Annotated in this window: 26 protein-coding genes; 18 read left to right on the forward strand and 8 right to left on the reverse strand. The window is 51.3% G+C overall.

The annotated features are described in order from the left end of the window. Positions 1-105: 105 nt before the first annotated feature. The gene (locus JET16_RS07320; protein ID WP_199615162.1) at positions 106-1,029 is read left to right on the forward strand and encodes a LysR family transcriptional regulator; all 924 of its coding nucleotides are present in this window, start codon (positions 106-108) and stop codon (positions 1,027-1,029) included. Between the two features lie 296 nt (positions 1,030-1,325). On the opposite strand, the gene JET16_RS07325 is transcribed toward JET16_RS07320, so the two are convergent. Then, the gene (locus tag JET16_RS07325) at positions 1,326-1,991 is read right to left on the reverse strand and encodes a GNAT family N-acetyltransferase (protein WP_199615163.1); all 666 of its coding nucleotides are present in this window, start codon (positions 1,989-1,991) and stop codon (positions 1,326-1,328) included. A 217-nt stretch (positions 1,992-2,208) separates the two neighbouring features. Here JET16_RS07325 and JET16_RS07330 point away from each other — a divergent pair, with 217 nt between their 5' ends. From JET16_RS07330 to JET16_RS07345, 4 genes are read left to right on the forward strand one after another with little or no spacing between them, the layout of a single operon-like run. Continuing rightward, positions 2,209-3,786, forward strand: coding sequence for a spore germination protein (locus tag JET16_RS07330; protein WP_325176631.1), 1,578 nt, complete (start codon positions 2,209-2,211; stop codon positions 3,784-3,786). Between the two features lie 12 nt (positions 3,787-3,798). Beyond that, positions 3,799-5,010, forward strand: coding sequence for a Ger(x)C family spore germination protein (locus JET16_RS07335; protein WP_199615164.1), 1,212 nt, complete (start codon positions 3,799-3,801; stop codon positions 5,008-5,010). A 6-nt stretch (positions 5,011-5,016) separates the two neighbouring features. Further along, entirely contained in the window at positions 5,017-5,253 is a 237-nt protein-coding gene (locus JET16_RS07340; RefSeq protein WP_199615165.1) for a hypothetical protein, read from the forward strand. A 13-nt stretch (positions 5,254-5,266) separates the two neighbouring features. Continuing rightward, complete coding sequence (locus tag JET16_RS07345) at positions 5,267-6,373, forward strand: GerAB/ArcD/ProY family transporter (RefSeq protein WP_199615166.1); 1,107 nt, start codon at positions 5,267-5,269, stop codon at positions 6,371-6,373. Here the strand turns inward: JET16_RS07345 and JET16_RS07350 are convergent. Next, positions 6,339-7,184 carry a class II fructose-bisphosphate aldolase gene (locus tag JET16_RS07350; protein WP_199615167.1) on the reverse strand — a complete coding sequence of 282 codons (846 nt, stop codon included), beginning with the start codon at positions 7,182-7,184 and terminating at the stop codon, positions 6,339-6,341. The genes JET16_RS07345 and JET16_RS07350 overlap by 35 nt on opposite strands. A 289-nt stretch (positions 7,185-7,473) precedes the next feature. Between JET16_RS07350 and JET16_RS07355 the strand changes: the two genes are divergently transcribed. The 4 genes from JET16_RS07355 to JET16_RS07370 all read left to right on the forward strand — a co-directional run bounded on the left by JET16_RS07355 (position 7,474) and on the right by JET16_RS07370 (position 12,540). After that, positions 7,474-8,319, forward strand: coding sequence for a MurR/RpiR family transcriptional regulator (locus JET16_RS07355; protein WP_199615168.1), 846 nt, complete (start codon positions 7,474-7,476; stop codon positions 8,317-8,319). Positions 8,320-8,340: 21 nt separating this feature from the next. After that, entirely contained in the window at positions 8,341-9,420 is a 1,080-nt protein-coding gene (locus JET16_RS07360) for a 2-hydroxyacid dehydrogenase (RefSeq protein WP_199615169.1), read from the forward strand. A gap of 80 nt (positions 9,421-9,500) precedes the next feature. Further along, positions 9,501-10,868 carry a GntP family permease gene (locus JET16_RS07365; RefSeq protein WP_199615170.1) on the forward strand — a complete coding sequence of 456 codons (1,368 nt, stop codon included), beginning with the start codon at positions 9,501-9,503 and terminating at the stop codon, positions 10,866-10,868. Positions 10,869-10,932: 64 nt separating this feature from the next. Then, positions 10,933-12,540, forward strand: a complete 1,608-nt coding sequence (locus JET16_RS07370) for an FGGY-family carbohydrate kinase (RefSeq protein ID WP_199615171.1) — start codon at positions 10,933-10,935, stop codon at positions 12,538-12,540. A gap of 28 nt (positions 12,541-12,568) precedes the next feature. On the opposite strand, the gene pckA is transcribed toward JET16_RS07370, so the two are convergent. The 3 genes from pckA to JET16_RS07385 are packed head-to-tail and all read right to left on the reverse strand — an operon-like array spanning position 12,569 to position 15,403. After that, entirely contained in the window at positions 12,569-14,155 is a 1,587-nt protein-coding gene (pckA, locus tag JET16_RS07375) for a phosphoenolpyruvate carboxykinase (ATP) (protein WP_199615172.1), read from the reverse strand. A 26-nt stretch (positions 14,156-14,181) separates the two neighbouring features. After that, positions 14,182-15,219, reverse strand: a complete 1,038-nt coding sequence (gene gap, locus JET16_RS07380) for a type I glyceraldehyde-3-phosphate dehydrogenase (protein ID WP_199615173.1) — start codon at positions 15,217-15,219, stop codon at positions 14,182-14,184. A gap of 19 nt (positions 15,220-15,238) precedes the next feature. Then, positions 15,239-15,403, reverse strand: a complete 165-nt coding sequence (locus JET16_RS07385; protein ID WP_199615174.1) for a hypothetical protein — start codon at positions 15,401-15,403, stop codon at positions 15,239-15,241. Positions 15,404-15,642: 239 nt separating this feature from the next. Between JET16_RS07385 and JET16_RS07390 the strand changes: the two genes are divergently transcribed. The 6 genes from JET16_RS07390 (at position 15,643) to JET16_RS07415 (ending at position 21,309) form a co-directional block, all read left to right on the forward strand. Further along, positions 15,643-16,293 carry a helix-turn-helix transcriptional regulator gene (locus JET16_RS07390; RefSeq protein ID WP_233531202.1) on the forward strand — a complete coding sequence of 217 codons (651 nt, stop codon included), beginning with the start codon at positions 15,643-15,645 and terminating at the stop codon, positions 16,291-16,293. 20 nt (positions 16,294-16,313) lie between these two features. Continuing rightward, positions 16,314-17,126 (forward strand): pyruvate, water dikinase regulatory protein, encoded by an 813-nt coding sequence (locus JET16_RS07395; RefSeq protein ID WP_199615175.1) that lies wholly within the window; start codon positions 16,314-16,316, stop codon positions 17,124-17,126. Between the two features lie 22 nt (positions 17,127-17,148). Further along, on the forward strand, positions 17,149-18,150 hold the full coding sequence (gene glpX / locus JET16_RS07400; RefSeq protein ID WP_199615176.1) for a class II fructose-bisphosphatase: 1,002 nt from the start codon (positions 17,149-17,151) through the stop codon (positions 18,148-18,150). A 475-nt stretch (positions 18,151-18,625) separates the two neighbouring features. Continuing rightward, complete coding sequence (locus JET16_RS07405) at positions 18,626-20,251, forward strand: ATP-binding protein (protein WP_199615177.1); 1,626 nt, start codon at positions 18,626-18,628, stop codon at positions 20,249-20,251. Next, a complete protein-coding gene (locus JET16_RS07410; RefSeq protein WP_199615178.1) occupies positions 20,244-20,942 on the forward strand; it encodes a response regulator in 699 nt (232 codons plus the stop codon). Before JET16_RS07405 ends, JET16_RS07410 begins: the two co-directional genes overlap by 8 nt. A gap of 124 nt (positions 20,943-21,066) precedes the next feature. Next, positions 21,067-21,309: an HPr family phosphocarrier protein gene (locus JET16_RS07415; RefSeq protein WP_199615179.1), complete on the forward strand. Its 243-nt coding sequence runs from the start codon at positions 21,067-21,069 to the stop codon at positions 21,307-21,309. Positions 21,310-21,522: 213 nt separating this feature from the next. Here the strand turns inward: JET16_RS07415 and JET16_RS07420 are convergent, their stop codons facing one another. The 3 genes from JET16_RS07420 to JET16_RS07430 form a co-directional block, all read right to left on the reverse strand. Beyond that, a complete protein-coding gene (locus JET16_RS07420; RefSeq protein WP_199615180.1) occupies positions 21,523-21,687 on the reverse strand; it encodes a hypothetical protein in 165 nt (54 codons plus the stop codon). Between the two features lie 23 nt (positions 21,688-21,710). Continuing rightward, positions 21,711-21,872 (reverse strand): hypothetical protein, encoded by a 162-nt coding sequence (locus JET16_RS07425; protein WP_199615181.1) that lies wholly within the window; start codon positions 21,870-21,872, stop codon positions 21,711-21,713. Between the two features lie 62 nt (positions 21,873-21,934). Next, positions 21,935-22,915, reverse strand: coding sequence for an aldo/keto reductase (locus JET16_RS07430; RefSeq protein ID WP_199615182.1), 981 nt, complete (start codon positions 22,913-22,915; stop codon positions 21,935-21,937). 135 nt (positions 22,916-23,050) lie between these two features. Here JET16_RS07430 and JET16_RS30520 point away from each other — a divergent pair, with 135 nt between their 5' ends. The 3 genes from JET16_RS30520 to JET16_RS07440 all read left to right on the forward strand — a co-directional run bounded on the left by JET16_RS30520 (position 23,051) and on the right by JET16_RS07440 (position 23,836). Beyond that, positions 23,051-23,185, forward strand: coding sequence for a hypothetical protein (locus JET16_RS30520; RefSeq protein WP_267908666.1), 135 nt, complete (start codon positions 23,051-23,053; stop codon positions 23,183-23,185). Between the two features lie 33 nt (positions 23,186-23,218). After that, on the forward strand, positions 23,219-23,368 hold the full coding sequence (locus tag JET16_RS31055) for a helix-turn-helix domain-containing protein (protein ID WP_407673106.1): 150 nt from the start codon (positions 23,219-23,221) through the stop codon (positions 23,366-23,368). Between the two features lie 198 nt (positions 23,369-23,566). Further along, the gene (locus JET16_RS07440; protein WP_199615184.1) at positions 23,567-23,836 is read left to right on the forward strand and encodes a hypothetical protein; all 270 of its coding nucleotides are present in this window, start codon (positions 23,567-23,569) and stop codon (positions 23,834-23,836) included. Positions 23,837-24,053 lie beyond the last annotated feature (217 nt).

A 24,053-nucleotide genomic window follows, 5' to 3' on the forward strand; every position in this document is an offset into this window, starting at 1 on the left:
TGCCCGCCTGCAAATGTAATTTTATAATCGAATATAAATAAATAAAAATATATCTTTATCTATGAAATATATGCCTTTGAGTATATGAATGGTGGGATGAGAAAAATGGAACTGCTGCAGCTGCACTATTTTCGGACGGTCGCCCGATTGGAGCATATGACGAAAGCGGCGCAAGAGCTTCATATCGCGCAGCCTGCGCTCAGCAAGACGATTGCGAGATTGGAAGAGGATTTGGGAGTTCCGTTATTCGACCGAGAGGGAAGGCGGATCCGGCTCAACGCGTTCGGCAGAGCGTTTCTCGCCAAAGCGGAAACGGCGCTGATGGCGCTGGAAGAAGGGCGAAGAGAAATTGCCGATCTTGCGGGGATGGAGCGTGGGCGCATTTATTTGGCGACGTCTATTCTGACTCCCCTTTCGGAACCGTTGGGTAAGTTTCTTTCACAGCACCCCAAAATCAATTTTCGCATCACCCAAGCATCCATAGATGAGATGACGCAGCAGCTTGAAGCAGGGGAGATCGATTTCTGTTTTACCGCGCTGCCGATCGAGCGGCCGGATATCCGCGAAATACCATTGCTAAGCGAAGAAGTGTTCCTCGCCGTGCCGCCCGGGCATCGCTTTGCGGGACGGAGCAGCATCCGGCTGAGCGAAGCGGCGGACGAACCTTTCGTAGGCTACAAAGAAGGGTATTTGTTTAGAAAGATGAACGACGAATTTTGCCGTAAGGCGGGGATAACGCCGAATGTCGTTTGCGAGGTTGACGAACCGGCCGCAATAGGAAAACTCGTCGGAGCCGGGCTGGGAGTGGCGTTCGTCGGAGCATGCAGAGTCGATAAGGATTTTCCGCCGTTGCTGCGCATTGAACATCCGGTTTGCCGGAGAACGTTCAAATTGGCATGGCACGAAAAGCGCTACCTGTCCGCAGCGGCTCATAAGTTCCGCGAGTTTCTAGTCCGGTATTTCGCCGATATGTTCGGCGACTGCAGCTATTTCGAAGACGAAACGCCGGCGGTTGCAAGGCAAGCATAAGGGGAGAGAAATTGAAATAGCAGGTGTGTCGCATTGCAACGGCATACCTGCTATCGGAGGGAGGGATCTCGGCGTACTTATTTAGTACTGATCAAGCAGGCCATGACAGCGTAGGGGATTTTCGGGTACTTATTTCGTGGAGAATCGCCTGATTTACCTTTCGATGAGTGAAAATAAGTACGTCAAAGTCCCTTATACCTGTGTAATCCTTGCGAGTACTTGGCAAATAAGCACCTCAAAGTCCTCTATGAAAAGAAACTGCCGTTGATGCCGGAGCGTCCCGACCCCCGGCTGCGTTACATAGGAAGCAAAGAGACGGTCCGCATATTCTTAAGCCGCTCAATCATGTCCAACCACTGCGCCGGCTTGTTGGAGAGGACGCTGTAATAGCGTTCAAGAAATGCGACGATCAATTCGGCCGGCAGCTCGCTTTGACCATGATAAGGCAAGAAACAAAGATCGAGTCCGGAGACGGCTTCTCCGTCATTGAGCCAGGACGGGTGCACATAATCGAAATCCAGCCGTTTATAGCCCATATGCGCGAGCACCTCTCTGCGGACATAAGGGTTCATGGGAGTGATGTTCGAATAAGACTCCGATGATATGTACGGGTTGTAAATCTCGGCGAACATCCCGGATATCGAGCGTCCCGCGTACGCGGCCCATTGCTCCAGATCCGACTGTCTTTGCTGCCAGAGGAACGGGCCGATTCCGGCGCCTGCTTTGCCGATGATCGTGAAATCCGTCATCGCTACGTTAAATTCCTCATAATACCGGTATTCCGTAGCGCCCACGACCTTACCGTCCTGCACGGCAACGCATACCCGAAGGCCGTTATCCTTCAACGGCTCTTCCCAAAGGGAAAATTCAAGCACTTCCTCCGGCGGGAACACTTCCTGCATCAGTCGGTGCAACTGGGCAAACAACGGATCTTGAATATTCGTTATGCGAACATATTCCATGCCGATCATCACCTTTGCCTCATAATATGATCCCTACTATTGTGCAAAAAACAAGCGTTCATGACAAGTACTGACTTCAAAGTCACTTAGTATCTTCCAAGAAACCAAGCAGGATAAAGTACGTGATAAAGCTTGTAACACATCGGTAATAATTACAGAACCGAAGTGAGACAATATTTGTAAGAAAGGAGATAAGAAGGAAGGAGTGGGGGGTGCCGTGAGGCTCAACAGGGTCGTCGATCGAATTTTGATAAAAGAACCGTCGTCTCCGAGCGATCAATACAAGACGATTCAGCAACAACCCCAAATATCGTCCGATCTGCGGAATAATCTTGAAAACATAAAGGATTCGTTCGGAAACAGCCCGGATATCGTCATTAGGGAATTCATGTTTATGCAACATAACGGCTTGAAAATCGCGGTTATTTATATGGAAGGATTGGCGGACGCAAAGTCAATCAATCACTTCATTTTGGAACCGTTGATGTCGGAGAACCGAGTTACTGAATACGATTTAGGGGCCGTTGCAGGCTCGGATGTTTTCGAGCAATTGATGCAGTTTGTTCTTCCCGTTGGAGGTATCGAAGACGTCACGGATTTGCAAAGCCTGTTTTTGGCCGTATTATCCGGGAAGGCCGTTATTCTTGCAGACGGTTATGACCGGGGCGTTCAAATCGGATTGAAGGGGTGGCAGGAGCGCGCAATTGAAGAGCCTACTTCGCAGCCCGTCATTCGTGGACCGAAAGAGGGATTTTCCGAAAGTATATCAACGAATATTGCATTAGTGCGCCGAAAAATAATGGACCCCGGACTTTGGCTGGAATCGCTGCGGATCGGCCGGGTTACGAAAACCAACGTTTCCTTCATGTACTTACGGGAAACAGCAGACGACAAGGTGGTCCGGGAAGTCCGGACGCGGCTGGAACGAATCCGAATCGACGGCATATTGGAAAGCGGATATATCGAGGAATTGATCCAGGATAAGACGTATACTCCGTTTCCCACGATGTTCAATTCGGAGAGGCCGGACGTGATCGCGGCAGGATTGCTGGAGGGGCGCGTCGCGATCTTTGTGGACGGGACTCCGTTCGCACTGCTCGTTCCCGCGATATTTCCGCAATTTTTCCACGCGGCCGAAGATTATTATCAACGGTCCGATATTTCGACCTTGCTCCGCATTATCCGCTACATCGCTTTCTTTATCGCCTTGCTGGGGCCTTCGTTGTACATAGCGGTAACGACGTTCCACCATGAAATGCTGCCGACGCCGCTTCTGGTCAGTCTTACCGCACAACGCGAAGGAGTGCCGTTCCCCGCATTCGTAGAGGCGTTGATGATGGAGGTTACGTTCGAATTGCTGCGCGAAGCGGGAGTCCGGCTTCCCCGGGCGGTCGGACAGGCCATATCGATCGTCGGAGCGCTCGTAATCGGCCAAGCGGCCGTGGAAGCCGGAATCATTTCGGCGGTTATGGTCATCGTCGTATCGATTACAGCCATCGCCAGCTTCGTAATTCCCTCATATAACATGGGCATTGCCGTCAGAATGCTGCGCTTCGGTTTTATGGGATTGGCGGCGTCCTTTGGGTTATATGGCATTGTCATCGGATTGTTCCTCGTCGTTCAACACTTGTGTAAGCTGAGTTCGTTCGGCGTTCCGTTTATGTCGCCATACAGTCCGGTAACGTTGTCCGATCATAAAGACGTCATCTTGCGCGCGCCGTGGTGGGGGATGTTCTCGCGTCCCCGGTCCATCTCCCGGCGCAATCCGGACCGGGAGGACAGTTCACCCGAATAACAGGAGGACACCATGAAAAAAACTTGTTTGCTTATCCTGTGTTCCGTTGTTGCCGCGGCTGCCGTTTCCGGCTGCTGGAACCGCCGCGAATTGAACGATCTTGCCGTCACTACCGCCATCGGGTTGGACAAAGGAAAGGGAGACAATATCATACTTACCGATCAACTCCTTCATGCGGAAGAGATCTCCCCGGTAAAAGGCGGCGGAGGGGGGCAGAGAGCGCCCGTCTTTTTGATAGAGGAAACCGGAGTGGGGGTGCAGCAAGCCGCCCGCAAAATGACGATGAATGTTTCGAAAAAAATTTTCGTTGGCCACCTGCAACTGCTTGTCATCGGAGAAGAGTTGGCTAGAGCCGGCATCGTCGAGTCGCTGGAGCATTTCACAAGGGACCATGAATACCGGAGGGATTTTTACGTGATCGTTGCCAAGGGTACGACGGCCAAAAATATTTTGAAAGTATTTACGCCGTTCGAGGCGATTCCCGCCAACAAACTGCGCGATTCTTTGGAGTCATCCGCCAATGTATGGGGAGCTTCCGCGGCGGTTAAAATCGACGAGCTGCTGTCCATGCTCATTGCCAAAGGCCGGGAACCGGTTTTAACCGGAGTTACGGTAGAAGGCAACACGGAGCAAGGTGCTATTAAAGAAAACGTCGAACGTATTTTCGTGCCGGCTAATCTCGAATACACCGGATTGGCTGTATTCAAAAACGATAAACTGGTTGGTTGGTTAAACCAGAGGGAAAGCAAAGGAGTGAATCACGTGAGAGGAGAGGTGCAAAGCACTACCGTAGCGATAGCGTGTCCAGGAAGGGACGAGGAGACAACCGTTGAACTTATCCGTACCAATGCGAGCACAAGAACAAAGCTGAAAAGAGGTAATCCGGTTATTCAGGTCAATGTGAGCGGCGAGGCCAACATATCCGACGCTCAGTGCCCCATCGATTTGTCCAAGCCGGACGTGATCCGCGATTTGGAAAAGTTGGTTAATAAAGCGATCAAAGAAACCATTGAATCCTCTGTGAAAACGATGCAAAAAAAGTATAAATCGGACATATTCGGTTTTGGAAGCGCGGTTGAACGGTCACATCCGAAATATTGGTACAAAGTCGAAAATAAATGGGACGACATATTTCCTGAGGTCCGGGTCAACGTAGCGGTCGACATTAAAATCCGGGAAATCTATAAGACGAGAAGATCGTTGGCCGAGCGGACAAAGGAGTAGCGCGGCATGGCATGGTATATTGCGGGTTTTGTTGCGCTTGGCGCACTGGTGGTGTTGGTGGAGTTGCCCGACCTGTTGAAAAAGAAGCGGAGAAAGGAAATGCGGATGTTTTTCTTGCTATTGGGAACTGGTATTGTCATGAATGCGGCGACTATTCTGGATTTGGATATGCCAAGACCGTTGAATTGGATCAAGGCCGTATATGAGCCGTTAGGCAAGGGGATCTTGAGCATAATATCGTGAAAGGCGGTTGCTCATGCAGGATGCCGGCAAAATCGGACCCGTGCAGCTTCGAAAATTGGTCATTTTATTTATGCTGGGAAGAGCGATCTTGATGACACCGTCGATCCTCGCGACAGAGGCTGGGCAGGATGCGTGGATCTCCTCGGCGGGCGCTTTGTTGATCGGTATCTTGATCGTATACATGTACCGGAAGTTTGTGGAGCTTTTTCCGCGCATGACATTGGCGGAATACTCGCGAATGCTCTTGGGCAATTGGGTGGGGAAGGCCGTCGCTCTGCTGTTTTTCTTTCATGCCTGCCTTCACGGTTCGATCATTGCGCGATCTCTTGGCGTATTTATGGCGTCGACGATGATGCCAGAAACGCCGATCGAATGGATTATGGGAATGTTCTTGTTCGCTGCGGCGGTCGGCGTCCGAAACGGCCTTGAAAATATCGGGAGAACCGCGGACGTATTTTTTCTGCTGCTCATGTCGCTTTTTATCGTATTTGTCGTTTCCGCTATTCCGCAAATCGAACTCGAAAATCTCCAGCCCGTGATGGGTAAAGGCGCTCAGCCGGTTTTGCGCGGGATGTACCAGCAGCTCGGATTTCCATATATGAACCTTGTTTTGTTTCTAATGATATTCCCATTTGTCGTTAAAACCGATGAAGCGAAGAAGGCGTTCACGCAAGGAACCTTGATCGGGGGAGTGTGCATGTTAATTGTAACGCTGCTCTGCATTTTGGTCTTAGGAAGCGAGGGAACGGCAAACGAATTGTTTCCGACCTACGAACTGGCGAAAACAATCGAAATCGGCATGTTTATACAACGCGTGGAAGCGATCTTGGCGGTGATTTGGTTCATATCGATCTACTTTCAAGAGGTTGTCGTTTACTATGCGGCTGTCTTGATTATCGTTCAAACATTCAAATTAGCCGATCACCGTCCGCTTGTGTTCCCTCTCGCTTTCATGCTGCTCCCTTCGGCGCTGATCATTGCCCCCAATGTCAGCATTCTTCTTGATTTTACGTTAACGGCATGGACCTCCTATACGCTCACGTTCGGCCTGTTCATACCGTTCATACTACTTGTTGCGGCATTCGTCAGACGTCCGCGCAACCGCCGAACAACCGGATAAACCTCTCCATGGACGTTTCCATCACACCCTGCATATGCGCCATCACATCGGATAAGTGCGGAATGGCTGCATCTTCATGAACGGATTTTAAATAGGAAACGGCCGCCATGGAAATTTCGGTGTTTACATTGATTTTGCAAATACCGTTCCGAATCGTCTCTCTAATTGTTTCATCGGGAGTTCCGGAGCCTCCGTGCAGGACGAGCGGAACACGGACGGCTTCGCGAATTTGCTTGAGCAGGCCGATATTAATGTTAGGCTCCCCGGTATACATCCCGTGAACGGTCCCGATCGCCGCAGCCAAGAAATCGACTTCCGTCGCTTCGACGAATCGCTTGGCGGACTGCGGGTCGGTCAGCGTGCCGTCTCCTTCTTCTTCGTCGGAAAATGCCCCGCGGGCGAGTGAACCGATCTCAGCTTCCACCGACACTCCAACCATATGCGCGATCGACACTATCTCTTTCGTTCGAGCGATATTTTCCTCCAGCTCATATTTCGAACCGTCGTACATAACGGAAGTGAAGCCGTTGCGGATAGCCCTGATGATCGATTTCTTCTCATAAGCGTGATCAAGGTGCAGGGCGACAGGGACGCTTGATTTCGCCGCTAACGCCCTAACCATGGCAGCAAAGCCTTCTACATCGACTGTACCGAAGTACCGTTCCCCAAGAGCGATAATTACCGGCTGCTTCACCTTCTCCGCAGCGGAAACCGCCGCTTGCACCGTCTCCAGACTGTACACATTGAAAGCTGCGACGGCTCTTTGGTCTGCTTGAGCATGTGCAAGCATCGTTCTAGTATCCATCAGCATACTGTCATCTCCTATACTGTTTTGTAGTATTACTACATCAATAACCGGGCAATAACGAGATCATACTACAATTAACTTGCCATTACAATGTAGTTTTACTAATATAATTATAGGGATGTTTACTTGGATGCTTAGCTGTAACGATCCTATGTGAATGAGCGAATCGAAGCAACTATGTAGTATAATGAATTACAGAATAAATAAAACTACATATTTGTAGTAAAAATACATTGAAAATTATTTAAAAATGTAGTAAATTTACAACAGAGCCGAAAGAGAGGAACTAATAATGGCTACTTTTCAAAACCGGGTAAAAGCAATTGAAAAGGAGATGACGAATTCAGAGAAAAAACTGCTTTCCGTTCTAACGAGTACCGAAAAGCCTTTCTTACTCTCCATGAATGAGTTGTCCAAATTAAGCAAAGTCAGCGAACCGAGCGTTGTCCGCTTTTACCGGAGATTGGGGTACAGCAGCTATCAGGAATTGAAGGTTGCGCTCGCGCAAGAAAATACAAGCGGCAATGAAGCGAGGAACATATTCGAAGCGATTGACCTGACCGACACGACCGAGCAAATATTCGAAAAGGTGCTTGAACAGACGGTGGTTGCGCTCAATACGACCAAGCACCTAATCAATTATGAGGCTGTGGAGCGTGCGGGAAAGCTGCTAGTTCATGCGAAGAGACTGTATTTTTTCGGGCAAGGGGTTTCGGGAATTATTGCGGGAGACGCCGCGCATAAGTTTCTTAGGTTGGGCGGAACGGTCATCCACTTGACGGACCCTCACATGGAGGCAATTGCAGCTTCGCACATGAACGAGGAGGATGTCATCGTTGCGATTTCGCATTCCGGAGAAAGCCAAGCGTTGATTAACGGGTTGGAGCTTGCTAAGCAAAAGGGCGCAAAAATCATTGTCATCACCGGGTTCAGCAAATCATCCGTAGCTCAATTGGCAGACGAGCTGCTTGTCACGAGCTCTACCGAGACGAACTTTCGATCCGATGCGATGGTTAGCCGGATTGTTCAACTGACCATTATCGATTGCTTGTACGTCATTACGGTTTTATCGAAAGGAAAGCCCGCCATTGAAGCTGTCAACGTTTCGAGGCTGGCTGTGGCTAAACTAAAAACATAGATTTCTGCGAGGAGAATGGAGATGAAAATCTTAACGTTCGGCGATGCGATGATCAACGGACATCAATTTACGGAAGCGGCCCGCATGCTGGGCAGCCACGAAATCGTCACAACGGACTGGGAATCGGATTGGGGCAAGCTGCAAAGCAGACGTCTCGTCATCGAGCAGCAAGGTCCCGCGGTGGAAGAAGTGCCGCCGATGTTCAAGGAAAACAAGGACGCGGATATGGTGCTCGGCTTGTTCGGCCCTTTCTCGGCGGAGGGGATGGATACGTTCGACGATTTGAAGTTAATCGGCGTAGCCCGTGCGGGAACGGAAAATGTGGACGTTAAAGCCGCTACGGAACGGGGAATAATCGTTGTGCACGTGATGGGCAGAAATGCGCAAGCGGTTTCAGACTTCTCAATCGGTCTAATGCTTTCGGAATCGCGGAATATCGCCAGAGCACACCTTTCTATTAAGAACGGCGAATGGCGGAAGGTGTTCAGCAATTCCGGCTATATTCCCGAACTGAAAGGGAAGACCATCGGAATCGTCGGTTTCGGTTATATCGGACGCTTGGTAGCGAAGAAGCTGAGCGGATTCGATGTCAAGATCAACGTCTATGATCCGTTCGTGAAACCGGAATCGATCGATATGCCGAATGTTCAATTGGTCGATAAAGCGACGCTGTTTGCGGAGGCGGATTTCATATCCTTGCACGCGCGCTTGACCGAAGACAATCACCACTTCATCAGCCATGCGGAGCTGGCGCAGATGAAGCCGACCGCCTACTTGATCAACTGCGCAAGATCGGGATTGGTAGATACGGACGCTTTGGTGGAAGCGCTTTCCGAGAAGAAAATCGCCGGAGCGGGGTTGGATGTGTTCGATATCGAGCCTATTCCTCAAGATCATCCGCTGTTGGAGCTCGATAATGTGACGCTGACGACGCATATTGCCGGAACGACGACGGACGCTTTGACTCAGTCGCCGTATCTGCTCGCCGAGGAAGTGAAGAAAATTCTGGACGGCGGAAAAGCGAACTGGGTGAAAAATCCCGACGTATTCGAGCACTCGAAAGTGAAACAATGGCTTCGAAATGCCGTCGGATCCAACTGATTGAATGGGGCAGCAGACGAATGACGGCTGTCGCTCGTCTGCCGTTTCCTCCTTAAAACATTCATCGGGGAGGTATACACATGGTTACCGGAAGCTTGCTGATTGTGATATTTGTCGCTTCATTGCTTTCGTTGTTCCTCTTGATATTGAAATTTAAATGGGATCCTTTTCTGGCATTGATTGCTGTGGCGATAGCGACGGGTTTGGCCGTCGGAATTCCATATACGGAGCTGCCCGGAACGATTACCGGCGGTTTCGGAAGCACGCTTACCGGCGTCGGGATTATGATCGGACTCGGCGTAATGTTCGGCGAATTGCTTGCGGCGTCGGGCGCAATCGAACGGATTGCGGCGTCGTTGTTGAAGGCCTTCGGCATCAAGCGGTCTCCGCTTGCCATCGCGGTAACGGGTACCGCGGTTTCGATTCCGGTATTCTTTGATGCCGCGTTCGTCATTCTGATCAACCTGATCCGCAAATTATCCGAGAAAACGAAAATTTCCATGGTCACATTTGTGACAGCGCTTGCAGTAGGTTTGATCGTTACGCACAGCCTTGTGCCGCCTACTCCGGGGCCTCTTGTCGTAGCCGACAATACGAAGTCTCCGCTGGGTTGGTTCATCTTCTACTCGCTGCTCACGGCAATTCCTGCCGTATTGGTCGGCGGCTGGTGGTACGGGTTGCGTGCGGGTAAAAACTCTCCGGCATACACGCCCGAAGATGGGGGAGAGGATCATAATGCGACACATCAGCAGGTGGCGGCCGCAGCAAGCGACCGCGCGGAAATCGGAACGGGCCTTTCATACTTCCTTCTGCTGCTTCCGATTATTCTGATTTTGGCAAACACCATAGTAAGCCTTATTGTACCGAGCACCGTTACGGCCGATTTGTTCGGTTTCATCGGTGAAAAGAACGTCGCTTTATTTATCAGCGTTCTTGTAGCCGCTTTCATACTTCGTCCTTACTTGCGAGACAGCCAGAAGAACCTGTTTGCCAAGGCGATCGCTTCCGCAGGCCTCATTATTTTGATCACAGGCGCCGGAGGAGCGTTCGGCGGGGTAATTAAAGCGAGCGGAATAGGGGATTATTTGGTTGAAGTGATGCAGACTTGGAATATGCCCGTTATTTTGCTGGGCTTTATTTTCTCGCAAATTTTGCGGGCATCGCTGGGGTCGACGACCGTTGCGCTTGTGACCACTTCTTCAATCCTTGGGCCGATGGTTGCCGATCTCGGAGTTTCGCCGATATTGTTGGGTCTCGCGATTTGCGCGGGCGGCGTAGGCTTGTCGCTTCCGAACGATTCCGGATTCTGGGTAGTCAACAAGTTCGCGAAGCTGTCCGTCCCGGATACGTTGAAAACATGGACCGTAGGAGGGTCGTTGGCCGGCCTTGCAGCTCTCGGAGCGATATACGTGCTTAGCTTGTTCCAGGGTGTGCTGCCCGGATTGTAAACAATAAAGGGTCATTCCGCTCTCGGCTGCGGATTGACCTGAACGGAATAGGAGGACGGAGAGAATGGCCATACACGCACAATCTAAGCCTTTGGTTCTCGTACTGGATATCGGAACGACCGGAGGCCGCGTCTTCTTGTTCGATTCCACGGGAGAAATTCACGGCACGGCATACCGGGAATATACGAGCATCTATCATGCGGCTAACGTGACCGATCATGATCCTTCCACATGGATTGAAGCGATTCGGGAAGGCATTGCGGAGCTCAACGGCAGCGAACCGGAGGCGATGGCGCGCGTTGAAGCCGTATCCGTGACAAGCCAGCGGGCAACGATCGTTCCGGTCGATGCCGGCGGAGCGGCGCTGTCGACGGCTGTTTCGTGGCAGGATAAGCGCAGTGTGCGCGAAGCGAAGGAGATTGAAGAACGTATCGGAGCGGCGGACATATATTCGCGAACCGGGCTGAAGATCGACCCGTACTTTTCCTTACCGAAAATCATGTGGTTTCGCAATTATAAACCGGACATCTATGCGCGCGCTTCCTGCTTTCTGACCGTACACGACTTCGTCGTGCATGCGTTGACCGGACAGTTCAAGACCGATTGGACCCAAGCGTCGCGTACGATGTTGTTTAATATTAACGAGTTTGAATGGGACCGGGAAATTGCCGCGCGGATGAATATCGACCTCAATAAGATGCCGGCCGCATATCCGACCGGATCAATCGCAGGCAATGTAACGAATAAGGCGGCGGCTCGGTTCGGCATCCGGGAAGGCCTCCCTGTCGTAATGGCGGGAGGGGACCAGCAATGCGCAGCGGTGGGGCTCGGCGCCATTCGTCCAGGCATCGTCAAGGTTACGACGGGTACCGGCTCGTTCGTCGTCGCGCCGATCCGGCATCCGGTCAAGAGCGCGGAGCAGAAGGTCGTCTGCAGCGCCTCCGCGGTACCGGGCGATTGGGTGATTGAAGCGGGCATTTTCACGACGGGTTCGACTTATCGTTGGCTGCGGGACTTTCTCGTATCCGACGGTTCGTACGACCTGTTGAACGAGGAGGCAGGCAAGTCCGCTCCGGGGGCGGGAGGCATTCTTCATATCCCTCATTACGCGGGCAGCGCGGCTCCATATTGGAATCCGAACGCTTCCGGAATTTTGTTCAACTTGTCGCTCGGAACGAAGAAAAGCGATGTAGTCCGCGCTTATTTGGAAGGCATATGCTTTGAAGTGAACAAAAACTTGAACATTATCGACGGACTTCTTGCGGGGGAGAAAGAGCCCGGCCATGTGAAAATTACCGCGGTACACGTCAGCGGAGGTTTGGTCCGGTTCGATTTGTTCAATCAAATTCAAGCGGATATTTACGGGCTGGTCGTCATTCCGAACAAGAACGAGCAGGCTACCGCGCTCGGCGCCGCGATGATTGCATTTACCTCTCTCGGCACTTTCAAAGACTTGCACGATGCCCATGAGGCGATGAATCAGCTTGATATGCGGCGCATGAAAACTTCGGACAGGAGCATGCGCGAAATATACAGGGAGATGAACGGGCTTCACGACGCCATACACGAAGCGCTGCGGAAGGAAGGCATTTATGACCGCGCCCGCAATATCGTGAACCAACTAAGTATGAGGAATGCAAACGAAGCGTTTGAAGAACAAACCCTCAAATGACCGGGCGGCCATTTGAGGGCGGATTTCTTTATAATAAAACCGGGCCTGCGGCCGCGACTTCTTCCGCGACGTCCGGTGTATTTTTTTGGAAATTTTCGATAAAAAGCGACGCCAGCTTACGAGCCTGTTCCATATAACCGGACTTGTCGTTCCATGTGTTCACCGGGTTCAGGACATCCGAAGGCACCCCGGGCACCGAATCGGGAATATGCAGCCCGAAAACAGGATCTTTCGAATAAGACGCATTCTTGAGAGATCCGTCCAGTGCGGCGGTAACCATTGCGCGGGTGTACGGCAGGTTGATGCGCTTGCCGACGCCGTACGGTCCGCCGATCCAACCGGTATTGATCAGGTAAATGTCGACGTTGTGCCGTGAAATCTTTTCGCTTAACAAATTTGCGTATACGCTCGGGTGCAGCGGCAAGAACGGCGCTCCGAAGCAGGCGGAGAACGTCGCTTCCGGCTTGGTGACTCCGCGTTCGGTTCCGGCGAGCTTCGACGTATAGCCCGACAAGAAGTGATAGATGGCTTGCGGTTTCGTTAATTTGGCTACAGGAGGCAATACCCCGAACGCGTCGGCGGTCAAGAAGACGATCGTGTTCGGATGTCCCGCCGTGCCGCCTGTAAAGGCGTTCGGAATATGATCCAGCGGATATGCGGCCCTCGTATTTTCCGTGTACCGGTTATCGTTGTAATCGGCTATACGGGTAACGGGATCTACCGCGACATTTTCCAATACGGTGCCGTGTTTGATAGCGTTCCAAATTTGCGGCTCTTTGTCGGCGGAAAGTCCGATGCACTTCGCGTAGCACCCGCCTTCGATGTTGTATATGCCCTCATCGGACCACACATGCTCGTCGTCGCCGATCAACCGGCGCCCCGGGTCGGCGGAGAGCGTCGTCTTGCCCGTACCGGAAAGCCCGAAAAATAGCGCGACATCGCCGGCTTCCCCTATATTGGCGGAACAGTGCATCGGGAACATGCCTTTCATCGGCAAGATGCAATTCAAGATGCTGAAGACCGATTTCTTCATTTCGCCGGCATACATCGTCCCGCCGATCAGGACGACCTTACGCTCGAGGGAGATAATGATGAAGGTTTCGCTGGAAGTTCCGTCGGCGGCCGGATCGGCTTGCAGTCCCGGGAGCGCTAGAATTGTAAAATCCGGTTGTCCGGTGAAAGGATTGTCCGCCGTCGGGCGAATCAACAGCTGCCGCATGAACAAGTTGTGCCAAGCCATCTCGGTAACGACGCGAAACTTCAACTGACGCCGCCGGTCCGCTCCTGCGAATCCGTCGAATACGAACGCATCGCGGCCGTTCATGTATTGGAGCGCTTTGGAATATAATCTCTCGAAATGAGCTTCGGAGACCGGGCGATTGACGGGTCCCCAGTTGATTGAATTCGTTACGCCGGGCTCGTCGACGATATATTTATCCTTCGGCGAACGGCCGGTATATTTTCCGGTCAACACGTGCAGAGCGCCAGAGGCGGTCAGATGCCCTTCGTTGCGGGCCAAAGCGAGCTCTATCAATCTCGGCGCCGAAAGATTGTCATAGACGAAGGCCATATGCCGGAGTAAGCCGGGCTCATGAGTAAGTATTTGCGGATTCATAGTTATATACCCCTTTCATTATGGGATTACATTGCGGGTTGAGCGTTACGCTCCGCGGAGTTCTTTGCGCCGACGAGCTGGGCCAGGTCGACGACTCTGTTGGCGTATCCCCATTCGTTGTCGTACCAAGCAAGCACTTTAACCTCCCGGCCTGACGCGATGATCGAAAGCCCGTCGATGACCGCGGATTTGGCGTTGCCGACGAAATCGACGGACACGAGCGGGGCTTCGGAGTATTCGACGTATGGAGCGAACTCCCCGGCTGCCGCTTGACGAAACAGCGTCCGGACTTCTTCCGCGCTTATTTCCTTCGACACTGTGACCGTGAGGTCGACTAGAGATACGTCTTGCGTCGGCACCCGTAAAGAAATCCCTTGGATGCGAGGGGCGAGATGCGGCAGAACGTCCGCCAGCGCCTTGCCGACGCCGGTCGTTGTCGGCACGATCGATTGCGTGCAGGCGCGCGCTCTGCGCAAATCCTTGTGCGGATTGTCCAGGTGATTTTGGTCCGACGTGAATGCATGGACCGTCGTCATCCAGCCGCTCTGCACTCGAAGGGAACGATCCAATATCGCAAGAACGGGCGACAAGCAATTCGTTGTGCACGAAGCTGCCGACAGCAGCCGATGCTTTCCGGGCATGTACAAGCTGTCGTTAACCCCCATGACGACGGTCAGATCCATATCCTTGCCCGGCGCCGTAACAATGACTTGATACGCCCCCGCTTCTATATGCTGCTGCGCGCCTTGCCGGTCATTGAACTTTCCGGTTGCGTCAAGCACGAGCTCGACTCCGAGGTTGTTCCACGGAAGCTTGCGAGGCTCCCGTTCGCACACGATCGCTATGGAATGGCCGTTAATCGCAAGATCGCCGCCGCGAACCGAAATGTCCGCATTCCACCGGCCGTGCACCGAGTCGTACTGCAATAAATGAGCCACCGTCTCTACGGGATAGATGGAGTTGATCGCTTTCAGCTCCCGAAACGGACGGCCGTTTGCAAACATATTTCTGACCAAAAGTCTTCCGATTCTGCCCATTCCGCTAATTCCTATTCCCATTATCATTTCCTCCTAGCTGCAATTATCATTCACTTCTACCGGCGGAATGCGGATCGCGTTCTTCCAACGGATAGGCCGGAAAAGAGCGGTATCCGAATTCCAGTTCGTCCGCGCATTGCCGGCACAGGTGCCCCGGCGGTTCCGGTTCGTCGGATTGCTTCAAACATAGCGTGCATATGCGATTGTTCACCGGCGCCTTCCTTTCTCGTAGTAATAGTATGCTTTATTTAATTATATAGTGTGTATTATTTAGTGCAATAGTTAAATAAATAATGTGCATTTTGGTCATTAAGTTCATGAAAATGTGAGTTATTGCGGCGATGAAGAGGTAATTGGTGAAAATCTGTTATTAATAGGTAGTTAAATATTGTACATTATTTATTCGGTGTGATATGTTTTAAATAATGAGGAAAGTTTGCAGGATCGGAGATGATGGCAATCGAATTAACGGCTAGACAAATAGAAATCACTGAAATCGTGAAAAATCATGCGCCGATCACAGGAGATCAAATTGCGGAGATGCTGGGCGTAAGCAAGCCCACCATCCGCTCCGATTTGGCCGTGCTGGTGATGATCGGATACATTGACGCCAAACCGAAGGTCGGTTACTTTCCCGGGAAAGCGTTCAAAGAAGGCGGCGTGATGATTCAACGGTTAAAGGAATATAAGGTTAAGGATATTCAAGGCGTTCCGGTTGTCGTCCAAGGCACGGCAACGGTGCACGATGCGGTGATCGCCTTGTTTATGGAAAATGTAGGATCATTGATCGTCGTCGATGCCGACGGTTATTTAGAGGGGGTCGTTTCCCGTAAGGATTTGCTGAAAGTAACGCTGGGGAGCGCTTCGGCTTCCGCCATGCCCATCAATTTGGTGATGACCCGCGGACCGAATATCGTCACGATTTCGCCGGACGAATCCGTCATAGAAGCCGCGAGGAAAATGATTCATCACCAGGTCGACAGCTTGCCCGTCGTCAAAACATCGCCCGATCATAAGGGACAGAAGAACCAGCTGGTGGTCGGACGAATTACGAAGACCCATATGACGACGGTATTGCTGGAGATCGCTACTGAGGCATAGTTCAAAGGGGGAAGGGCTCATTGACGCGAAGGAATCCAATCATCTACGTGTGCTCTGATGCGGTAGGCGAAACGGCGGAAGCGGTGGCCAAAGCGACAATCCGCCAGTTTTCCGCCGAAAAGATCCGCACGAAGCGGTACGGCCACATTCGGAAGGAAGAGGAAATCAAACACATATTATCTGAAGCGGCGGCGACCGGCGGCATTGTCGCATATACGATCGTCCAGCCGGAATTAAGAGAAGCGATGAGGGAAGAGGCGGCCCGGTTAGGCATTCATACGGTGGATATACTCGGACCGATGATGCAGGCTTACATTAACGCCTACAACGACGTTCCGAAACAAACGCCCGGTCTTCGCCAAGAGATGGACGAAGAATATTTCAGGCGTATCGAAGCGATGGAGTTCGCCGTTAAATACGACGACGGGAAAGACGTCCGCGGACTGCTGACGGCGCAAATCGTCTTGGTGGGCGTGTCCCGAACGTCGAAAACCCCGCTAAGTATATTTCTCGCGCATAAGGGGTACAAGGTGGCCAACCTGCCGATTGTGCTTGAAGTAAAACCTCCGGAAGAGTTATATAAAACCGAAAATCAACTGATAGTAGGCTTAACGATGGATGCGGAGCATCTCCTGAAGATCCGGACGGAACGGTTGAAAGCCGTCGGACTGCCTTACGGCGCCAAGTACGCATCTCTCGATTATATAAAGGCGGAACTCGTCAACGCCGGCAAAATTATGAACGGTCTGGGCTGCCGCATAATAGACGTTACCGAAAAGTCCATAGAAGAGACAGCGGGCATCATTATCGGATTTATGACTGAAGAACGATAAGGAGAAGGGAGAGAGATTGACGATGGAACGGGAATTATCGTTGGAAATTGTGCGGGTGACGGAATTGGCAGCGCTGGCGTCGGCTCCATGGATGGGAAGAGGGGATAAGATCAGCGCGGACGGGGCGGCGACAACCGCCATGCGCGCCATGTTCGATACCGTATCGATCCGGGGCACGGTCGTCATCGGCGAAGGGGAGATGGACGAAGCTCCGATGCTGTACATCGGCGAGAAAGTCGGGAGTATGCAAGGACCCGAATTGGATGTGGCGGTCGATCCGTTGGAAGGAACGGAAATCGTGGCGAAAGGGCTCAATAATGCGATGTCGGTCATCGCCGTAGCAAGCAAGGGCAATTTGCTGCACGCGCCGGACATGTATATGGAAAAGCTCGCCGTCGGTCCCCAGCTGGCCGGTCATCTGAGCATCTTGGATCCGATCGAGGATACTTTGGTTAAAGCAGCCGGGCTGCTCAACAAGAAAATACCCGATGTAACGGTGATGATTCTTGACCGTACCCGTCACGAAACGTTAATCGGGCGCCTGCGGAAGGCGGGAGTCAGAATCAAGTTTTTGTCCGACGGCGACGTAGCGGGCGCCATGGCGCCGGCGTTTCCGGAGTCGGGCATCGACATGTACGTCGGTTCCGGCGGCGCGCCGGAAGGCGTGTTGGCGGCGGCCGCGTTGAAATGTCTCGGCGGCGAGCTGCAGGGCAGATTGATGCCGGCGGACGAGAGCGAGTACAACCGTTGCTTGCAGATGGGCATCGAGCAGCCCGACAAAGTGCTGCACATGAGCGATATGGTAGGTAACGACGACGTCATCTTCGCCGCCACAGGCGTTACTCCGGGCGAATTTCTCGGTGGCGTCCGGTACTTGCCGGATCAACGGGCGGAGACGCATTCGATCATAATGCGCGCGAAGACGAGAACGGTCCGTTTCATCCGCTCCCTGCACTATTTGCCGAACAAGCCGCTGTTGAACGGAAATAACGAAATCACCTCCGTAAGCGCGCTGAAAGAATGATCGGAAAACAGGAAACGATTGAAGTCGATTGAAATAGAAGTAGATTGAGAATAGAAGTCGATGAGAATAGAAGTGGACTGAAAGTGGAAGTCGATTGAGAATATGAGCCGTCGAGATCCCCGTCTTGGCGGCTCTTTTCAACGTTAGTCGGCATAACCTGCCTATTAGTCAGGCCGGTTCGTACGAAGCGCAAAACCGAAAGTCCTTCCGGAGGCCGGCTAACCGCTGCTAGTCGCCAATCCCGACTAATATTCAGGGTAAAGTTGCTTATTTTCGCCATCTGCACGCTGAAATCGCCGATTAGTCAGTCGATCCGTACAATTAGTCGCGTCAAATATGCTTATTAGTCGAGTTGGGCGACAAGTTGTGGTTCGCGACACGCACAATTGTTGAAATTATGAACAAAAACGAATAAAGTGAATGAAAAACAACCTCTCCGCCATCGACCGACAGACATACCCAGGGGGAACGAAGTATGAAAAGAAAGCTCGGCACCGGATGGACTCTTCAGCGCAGAATCGCTTTATTCACCGTTTCTCTGGTCATGCTTATAATCGTTCAAATCGCCATCCTAACCTATATTTCCGTGTCGCAAACGGTGGAGACGCAAATCGGCAACCGCGCGCTCCATGTCGCGAAGCAAGTTGCAAGCGCTCCCGAAGTTCGAACAGGGTTCCAACAAGACGACCCTGCAAAAATAATTCAACCGTATGTGGAGAACGTCCGCCGGCTCGTCGACGCGGAGTTTATCGTTGTCGGAAACCGGGAGGGGATTCGTTATTCCCACCCGATCCCCGAGCGCATCGGCAAAGAGATGGTCGGCGGAGACAACGACAGAGCGCTGTTATTGGGAGAATCCTACACTTCAAAAGCGAGAGGGTCTCTCGGTTTATCTTTAAGGGGGAAAACGCCGATTTTCGACGACCAAGGAAATATTATCGGCGTCGTATCGGTCGGATTTTTGCTGGAGGATATTCATCATATCACCGTTGGTTACGGCAAACGCATATTGTGGGTCGCATGTTGGGGACTCGTTGTCGGTATCGTCGGCGCTGTCCTTTTGGCCAGAAATATAAAGAAATCGATGTTCGGCTTGGAGCCGCAAGAAATATCCGCTTTATACAAAGTTAGAGATGCCGTCATTCAATCGATCAGAGAAGGCATCCTGGTGATCAACAAAGATGGGAATATCGAGCTTCTGAACCAAACCGCCCGCGAAATTTTGTCCGTGCCGAAGGGGAAGAACGTTACCGGAAAACCGGTGCTCGACTACGTTCCGAATCGCGAAATACTGGAGGTGCTCCGTTCCGGTCAGCGGCAGTTGGATCAAGAAAGCGAGCTGGGAGGGAAGAGGATCATCGTTAACCGGATTCCCGTCATGTCCGGAGATGAAGTCATCGGCGTAGTTTCCAGCTTCCGGTTGAAGTCGGAAATCGATCAATTGACGGAGGAATTGTCGCAAGTGCAAAGATATACGGAGGCGCTTCGGGCGCAGACTCACGAATTTAACAATTTGCTGTACACCATATCCGGACTCATCCAATTGGGAGCGTACGAAGAGGCGCTGGAGCTCATACACAAAGAATCGTCGGACACGCAGGATTTGATACAATTTATTACGAACCGGATAAAGGCTCCGTGGCTGGGCGGTATTTTGCTCGGGTTTATGAATCGTGCAAGAGAGTTGAAGGTTGAGCTTATTTTGGATCGGGAAAGCAGTCTGCACCGGCTGCCGCCGCATGTGAAAAACGAGTATATCGTTTCCATTCTGGGGAATTTAGTAACCAATGCCTTCGAAGCGGTGGCCGGCAATAAAGAAGAAGACAGGAAGGTGCGCATCTTTATTGTCGACATCGGTGACGATATTTTGCTTGAGGTCGAGGATTCGGGAGCGGGAATTGAGGAGAACGGCATGTCCCGGATATTCGAATTGGGTTATACGACGAAAGAAACCGGGCAAGGAAGACGCGGATACGGCCTTGCGAGAGTTGCGGAGCTTGTACAGCAGCTGGAAGGAAGCATAGCGATCGAGAAAGGCGAGCTGGGCGGCGCGCTCTTTATCGTAGCGATACCGAAGGAAGTGAACACGTCACATGGATGATATCATTGAAGTGCTGATCGTGGAAGACGATCCGCGGATTGCGGAGATACACCGGAGATTTACCGGGAAAATCGAAGGGTTTCGGATCGTCGCGTCGGCCGCGACCGGAGCGGAGGCGAAGGAATGGCTGAGCGTCATGCAGCCGCAGCTTGTGCTTCTGGACGTATACTTGCCCGATATGCTCGGCGTCGATCTTGTGAAATATATAAGAAGCGAGCAATACGATACGGACGTCATCATGATAACGGCGGCTTCCGAAGCGGAAATTGTGAAGAGCGCCCTGCACGGCGGAGTGTTCGATTTTATTATGAAGCCGCTCACATTCGACCGGTTTGCAGCCGCGCTGGAACGATACCGCCAATCCCGAAGAGAGCTTCAGGGCGGGGAACGGTTATCCTCCGAGCAAATCGAGATGTTCTGGAGGAGCGCGCGAACGAGTCCGAAAGAAGACGAATTGGAGCTGGATGTCCCCAAAGGCATCGATCCGCTTACGCTGGAACGAGTGCTCGAATATATCGAGAAGGATGGGAAGGAAGGACTGACCGCGGAAAGCTTGGGCGTAAAAGCGGGTTTGAGCAGATCCACGGCAAGAAGGTATTTGGAGTACCTGGTTTCGCAGAAAAAGTTGAGCGCACAGTTAATATACGGCACGATCGGAAGACCGGAACGGCGCTACTTTATTAAATCGTGATTTTTATGACGAAAATGGAACTTATGACCGCAAACTGTTTGCGGTCTGAATTTTTTGCTACATTAAGAGAGCGCTTACATCGTTGTTGCAGGCGCGCACAAATCTTATTGCGGGGGGTTTCATTATGAGCGGATTGAGCACAAGAACGATCGTTGAAATTAACCAAACGGCGAACCGGTTCAAATCGAGCATCGTATTGCACATGCAAAACAAGACGATCGACGTCAAAAGCATTCTCGGATTGAGCGTGACGCTTCTGGTCTCGCAAACATATAAGCTTGAGATCCACGGCCCCGACGAAGAGGAAGCCAAGTCCGCGATGCTCGACGTGTTTCGGAAGCATGATCTGATTGTTGAAATGGTATAGCTACGGGGAAAATGGGACGAATAACTTCAAAAAATGAAATTATTTAGTTCGATAGTGCGAAATTGGAGGCAATAGTTTCAAAAAATGAAGTTATTCGCCCCAGAAACACCGCAAAGCCGGAAATTGGGACGAATAACTTCAAAAAATGAAATTATTTGGTTCGATGGGACGAGTTTTGCGGCAATAGTTTCAACAAATGAAGTTATTCGATAGTTACTCGCGATCGGGCAGGCCGGATTGCTTTCCGGCGTTCACATTATCCGTGTCAATAACGTTCTCGAAGCTGTCAATGTTTTTGGTTAAAGCCAATATTTCGTTAACGTGGTACTTTTCGCTTAAATTTTCTTCCGGTGAAAGCTCTTGATCCCGTTTGTCCACAAGTTCGCTCTCCTTATTCGAAGTTACGGCTCGTCTATATATTCCTCTTTGTTTGCGATTGCGTCCGCCGGCACGTCGAAAGTCTCCAATGTCGGACTTCCGCAATGATCGTTAAACGACATCGTCTCTTCTTCCAGGTTTTCTTTATTCAGCGTTTCATCCTGAATGCCTTGCTGTTCGGGCATGGGTGTTACCTCCTTTCACTGGGTAGGTTTCCCATGTTCTGCAAAGCAATTCATGGCGCGTCTTATAACAAGCTTTCGCCTACCGCCAATCCGCCCGGTATCAAGCTGTCGATCTGCTGCAGCTGCTCCTTGGTCAACGATATTTCCGCCGCGGCGGCGTTGGAATCGATGTGCGCCGGATTGCGCGATCCCGGAATCGGCACGATGTCGTCGCCCTGGTGAAGCAGCCATGCGAGGGCAAGCTGGGCGGGAGTTATATTCAGCTGCTGCGCAAGTGACCGGAAAGGCTCGAACCGGTCGTAGTTGGCTTGCAAATTTTCCTGCTGATAGCGCGGTAGATTAGAACGAAAATCGTCTTTCTCGACATTTGTCACTTGGCCGGTCAAGAAGCCGCTGCCGAGGGGCGCCCAAGGTACAAACCCGATTCCCAGCTCCCTGGCCGTCGGCAGCAATTCGTTCTCCGCGTCGCGGGACCATAGAGAATATTCATACTGAACCGCCGAAATCGGGTGAACCGCATGGGCCCGCCGGAGCTGTTCGGCCGTGACGTTGCTCAATCCCAAGTACTTCACTTTACCCGCTTTCACGGCTTCCGCCATCGCGGATACGGTTTCTTCAATGGGTGTCGACGGATCGGGGAAGTGCGCGTACCATAGATCGATATAATCGACATCCATACGTTTCAGGCTGCCGTCGATCGCATGCCGGACATAGTCCGGTTTTCCGTTGACCGGAAGCACGTTCCAATTCGTCTGCAGCTGAGTGGAAGGATGGGCCGGATCGAACACAATGCCGAATTTGGTCGCGAGCACGACGTTATCGCGCCGCCCTTTAACCGCTTCTCCGATCAGCTGCTCGTTATGGCCGCCGCCGTATGCGTCGGCGGTGTCGATCATGGTGATTCCCGAATCGATCACATGCTGAATCGTGCGTACCGATTGACGATCCTCCACTGGACCGTACATGCCCTGCACCAATACCATTGCGCCATATCCGATTGCCGAAACCTCCGGTCCGAACTTGCCTAATTTTCTTCTTTTCATTGTTCATTTCTCCCTTCAATTGACGGTTTGTTACTGTCTATACCCGAATTATAAATTGGGCGGGGAGAAACATATTGTATGAAACGACCGCATTTTTGTACAAAATGACTCTTTTGCCAAGCGGGGAGGTTTGGGATGACGGAGAAATTGGAACGGGAAGTGACCGGGAAAATCAATGCCGAGCCGGTTTTGTCGGAGTCGCGTGAATCGGAGACGCTTACTTTCTCGGAATGGAAAGGCGTCAAGCCGCAGGAAGCTTTCGATATTTGATATTCCCCTCATCGTACTTGAGTGCATTTGAGAGTGGAGCAAGCCAAAGTTTTGATACTGAATAAGAAGATAACCACAAGTGAAGTGGCGGCCTCGGTCGGCTTTACCGATCAGGGCCATTTGCACCGGCATTTCAAGAGGACGACGGGCTATACGCCGCGCGAATTTTTGTTGTCGAGATAGCAGGTAGTAACTTAAATAGTTTTACTCCGGGCCGAGGTGGACTTAGGTGATATTCCTATGTTCTCTCGGCTTTCTTTGTGCAGTTTTTACAATACTCGACAGCATTCAACTTTTTTTTACATTTGAGGAAGAAGAAATAGTATTTATATAGAATACTAGACGGCGATTTGACAAAATAAAACAAAAGGACAGGACAATATGAGTGATTTTAAGTTGAGATTCGAGAATTCTGAAGTAGAATTGCTCGAACTAATGATTGAAGCACTGGATGGTTTGGAAATAGAAGGTAGGAGTTCTTCGTGTTTTCGAATACTGTCCAAACTTTTAGATGGAGAATTAGAGGTTAATCAAATTGCTACTAAAGATTTGAATCAAATGAAAGAAGATATTAGATTTTATGTTGAAACAGTAGAAGGTATATTTCAACCTGATATTGGTATCAAATTATTAAAGATATTAGAACAATAATCATGTTTACGACCCTGTGAAAGTAATACACAGGGTCGTTTTTTACACCTCACCCAGTGCCGAATGAATCGGGCGGCACATCCCGAAAGAACTTAACCCTGTGAACAGGTCAGTTATCGCAACGATATAGATACATGCACCGACTACAAATAGTGAGGGGGAAAACGATAATATTGCTCCGCAACTAACAGGACTTTTGGAACGATGGATAAAACGA

This window comes from Paenibacillus alkalitolerans (genome assembly GCF_016482785.1).
Taxonomy (GTDB): Bacteria; Bacillota; Bacilli; order Paenibacillales; family YIM-B00363; genus Paenibacillus_AE; species Paenibacillus_AE alkalitolerans.

Bases quoted from the DNA above. Each gene is read 5' to 3' on its own strand.
- JET16_RS07320 (WP_199615162.1), top strand. From the start codon at position 106: ATGGAACTGCTGCAGCTGCACTATTTTCGGACGGTCGCCCGATTGGAG.
- JET16_RS07325 (WP_199615163.1), bottom strand. From the start codon at position 1,991: ATGGAATATGTTCGCATAACGAATATTCAAGATCCGTTGTTTGCCCAG.
- JET16_RS07335 (WP_199615164.1), top strand. From the start codon at position 3,799: ATGAAAAAAACTTGTTTGCTTATCCTGTGTTCCGTTGTTGCCGCGGCT.
- JET16_RS07340 (WP_199615165.1), top strand. From the start codon at position 5,017: ATGGCATGGTATATTGCGGGTTTTGTTGCGCTTGGCGCACTGGTGGTG.
- JET16_RS07345 (WP_199615166.1), top strand. From the start codon at position 5,267: ATGCAGGATGCCGGCAAAATCGGACCCGTGCAGCTTCGAAAATTGGTC.
- JET16_RS07350 (WP_199615167.1), bottom strand. From the start codon at position 7,184: ATGCTGATGGATACTAGAACGATGCTTGCACATGCTCAAGCAGACCAA.
- JET16_RS07355 (WP_199615168.1), top strand. From the start codon at position 7,474: ATGGCTACTTTTCAAAACCGGGTAAAAGCAATTGAAAAGGAGATGACG.
- JET16_RS07360 (WP_199615169.1), top strand. From the start codon at position 8,341: ATGAAAATCTTAACGTTCGGCGATGCGATGATCAACGGACATCAATTT.
- JET16_RS07365 (WP_199615170.1), top strand. From the start codon at position 9,501: ATGGTTACCGGAAGCTTGCTGATTGTGATATTTGTCGCTTCATTGCTT.
- JET16_RS07370 (WP_199615171.1), top strand. From the start codon at position 10,933: ATGGCCATACACGCACAATCTAAGCCTTTGGTTCTCGTACTGGATATC.
- pckA (WP_199615172.1), bottom strand. From the start codon at position 14,155: ATGAATCCGCAAATACTTACTCATGAGCCCGGCTTACTCCGGCATATG.
- gap (WP_199615173.1), bottom strand. From the start codon at position 15,219: ATGATAATGGGAATAGGAATTAGCGGAATGGGCAGAATCGGAAGACTT.
- JET16_RS07390 (WP_233531202.1), top strand. From the start codon at position 15,643: ATGATGGCAATCGAATTAACGGCTAGACAAATAGAAATCACTGAAATC.
- glpX (WP_199615176.1), top strand. From the start codon at position 17,149: ATGGAACGGGAATTATCGTTGGAAATTGTGCGGGTGACGGAATTGGCA.
- JET16_RS07405 (WP_199615177.1), top strand. From the start codon at position 18,626: ATGAAAAGAAAGCTCGGCACCGGATGGACTCTTCAGCGCAGAATCGCT.
- JET16_RS07410 (WP_199615178.1), top strand. From the start codon at position 20,244: ATGGATGATATCATTGAAGTGCTGATCGTGGAAGACGATCCGCGGATT.
- JET16_RS07415 (WP_199615179.1), top strand. From the start codon at position 21,067: ATGAGCGGATTGAGCACAAGAACGATCGTTGAAATTAACCAAACGGCG.
- JET16_RS07425 (WP_199615181.1), bottom strand. From the start codon at position 21,872: ATGCCCGAACAGCAAGGCATTCAGGATGAAACGCTGAATAAAGAAAAC.
- JET16_RS07430 (WP_199615182.1), bottom strand. From the start codon at position 22,915: ATGAAAAGAAGAAAATTAGGCAAGTTCGGACCGGAGGTTTCGGCAATC.
- JET16_RS30520 (WP_267908666.1), top strand. From the start codon at position 23,051: ATGACGGAGAAATTGGAACGGGAAGTGACCGGGAAAATCAATGCCGAG.
- JET16_RS07440 (WP_199615184.1), top strand. From the start codon at position 23,567: ATGAGTGATTTTAAGTTGAGATTCGAGAATTCTGAAGTAGAATTGCTC.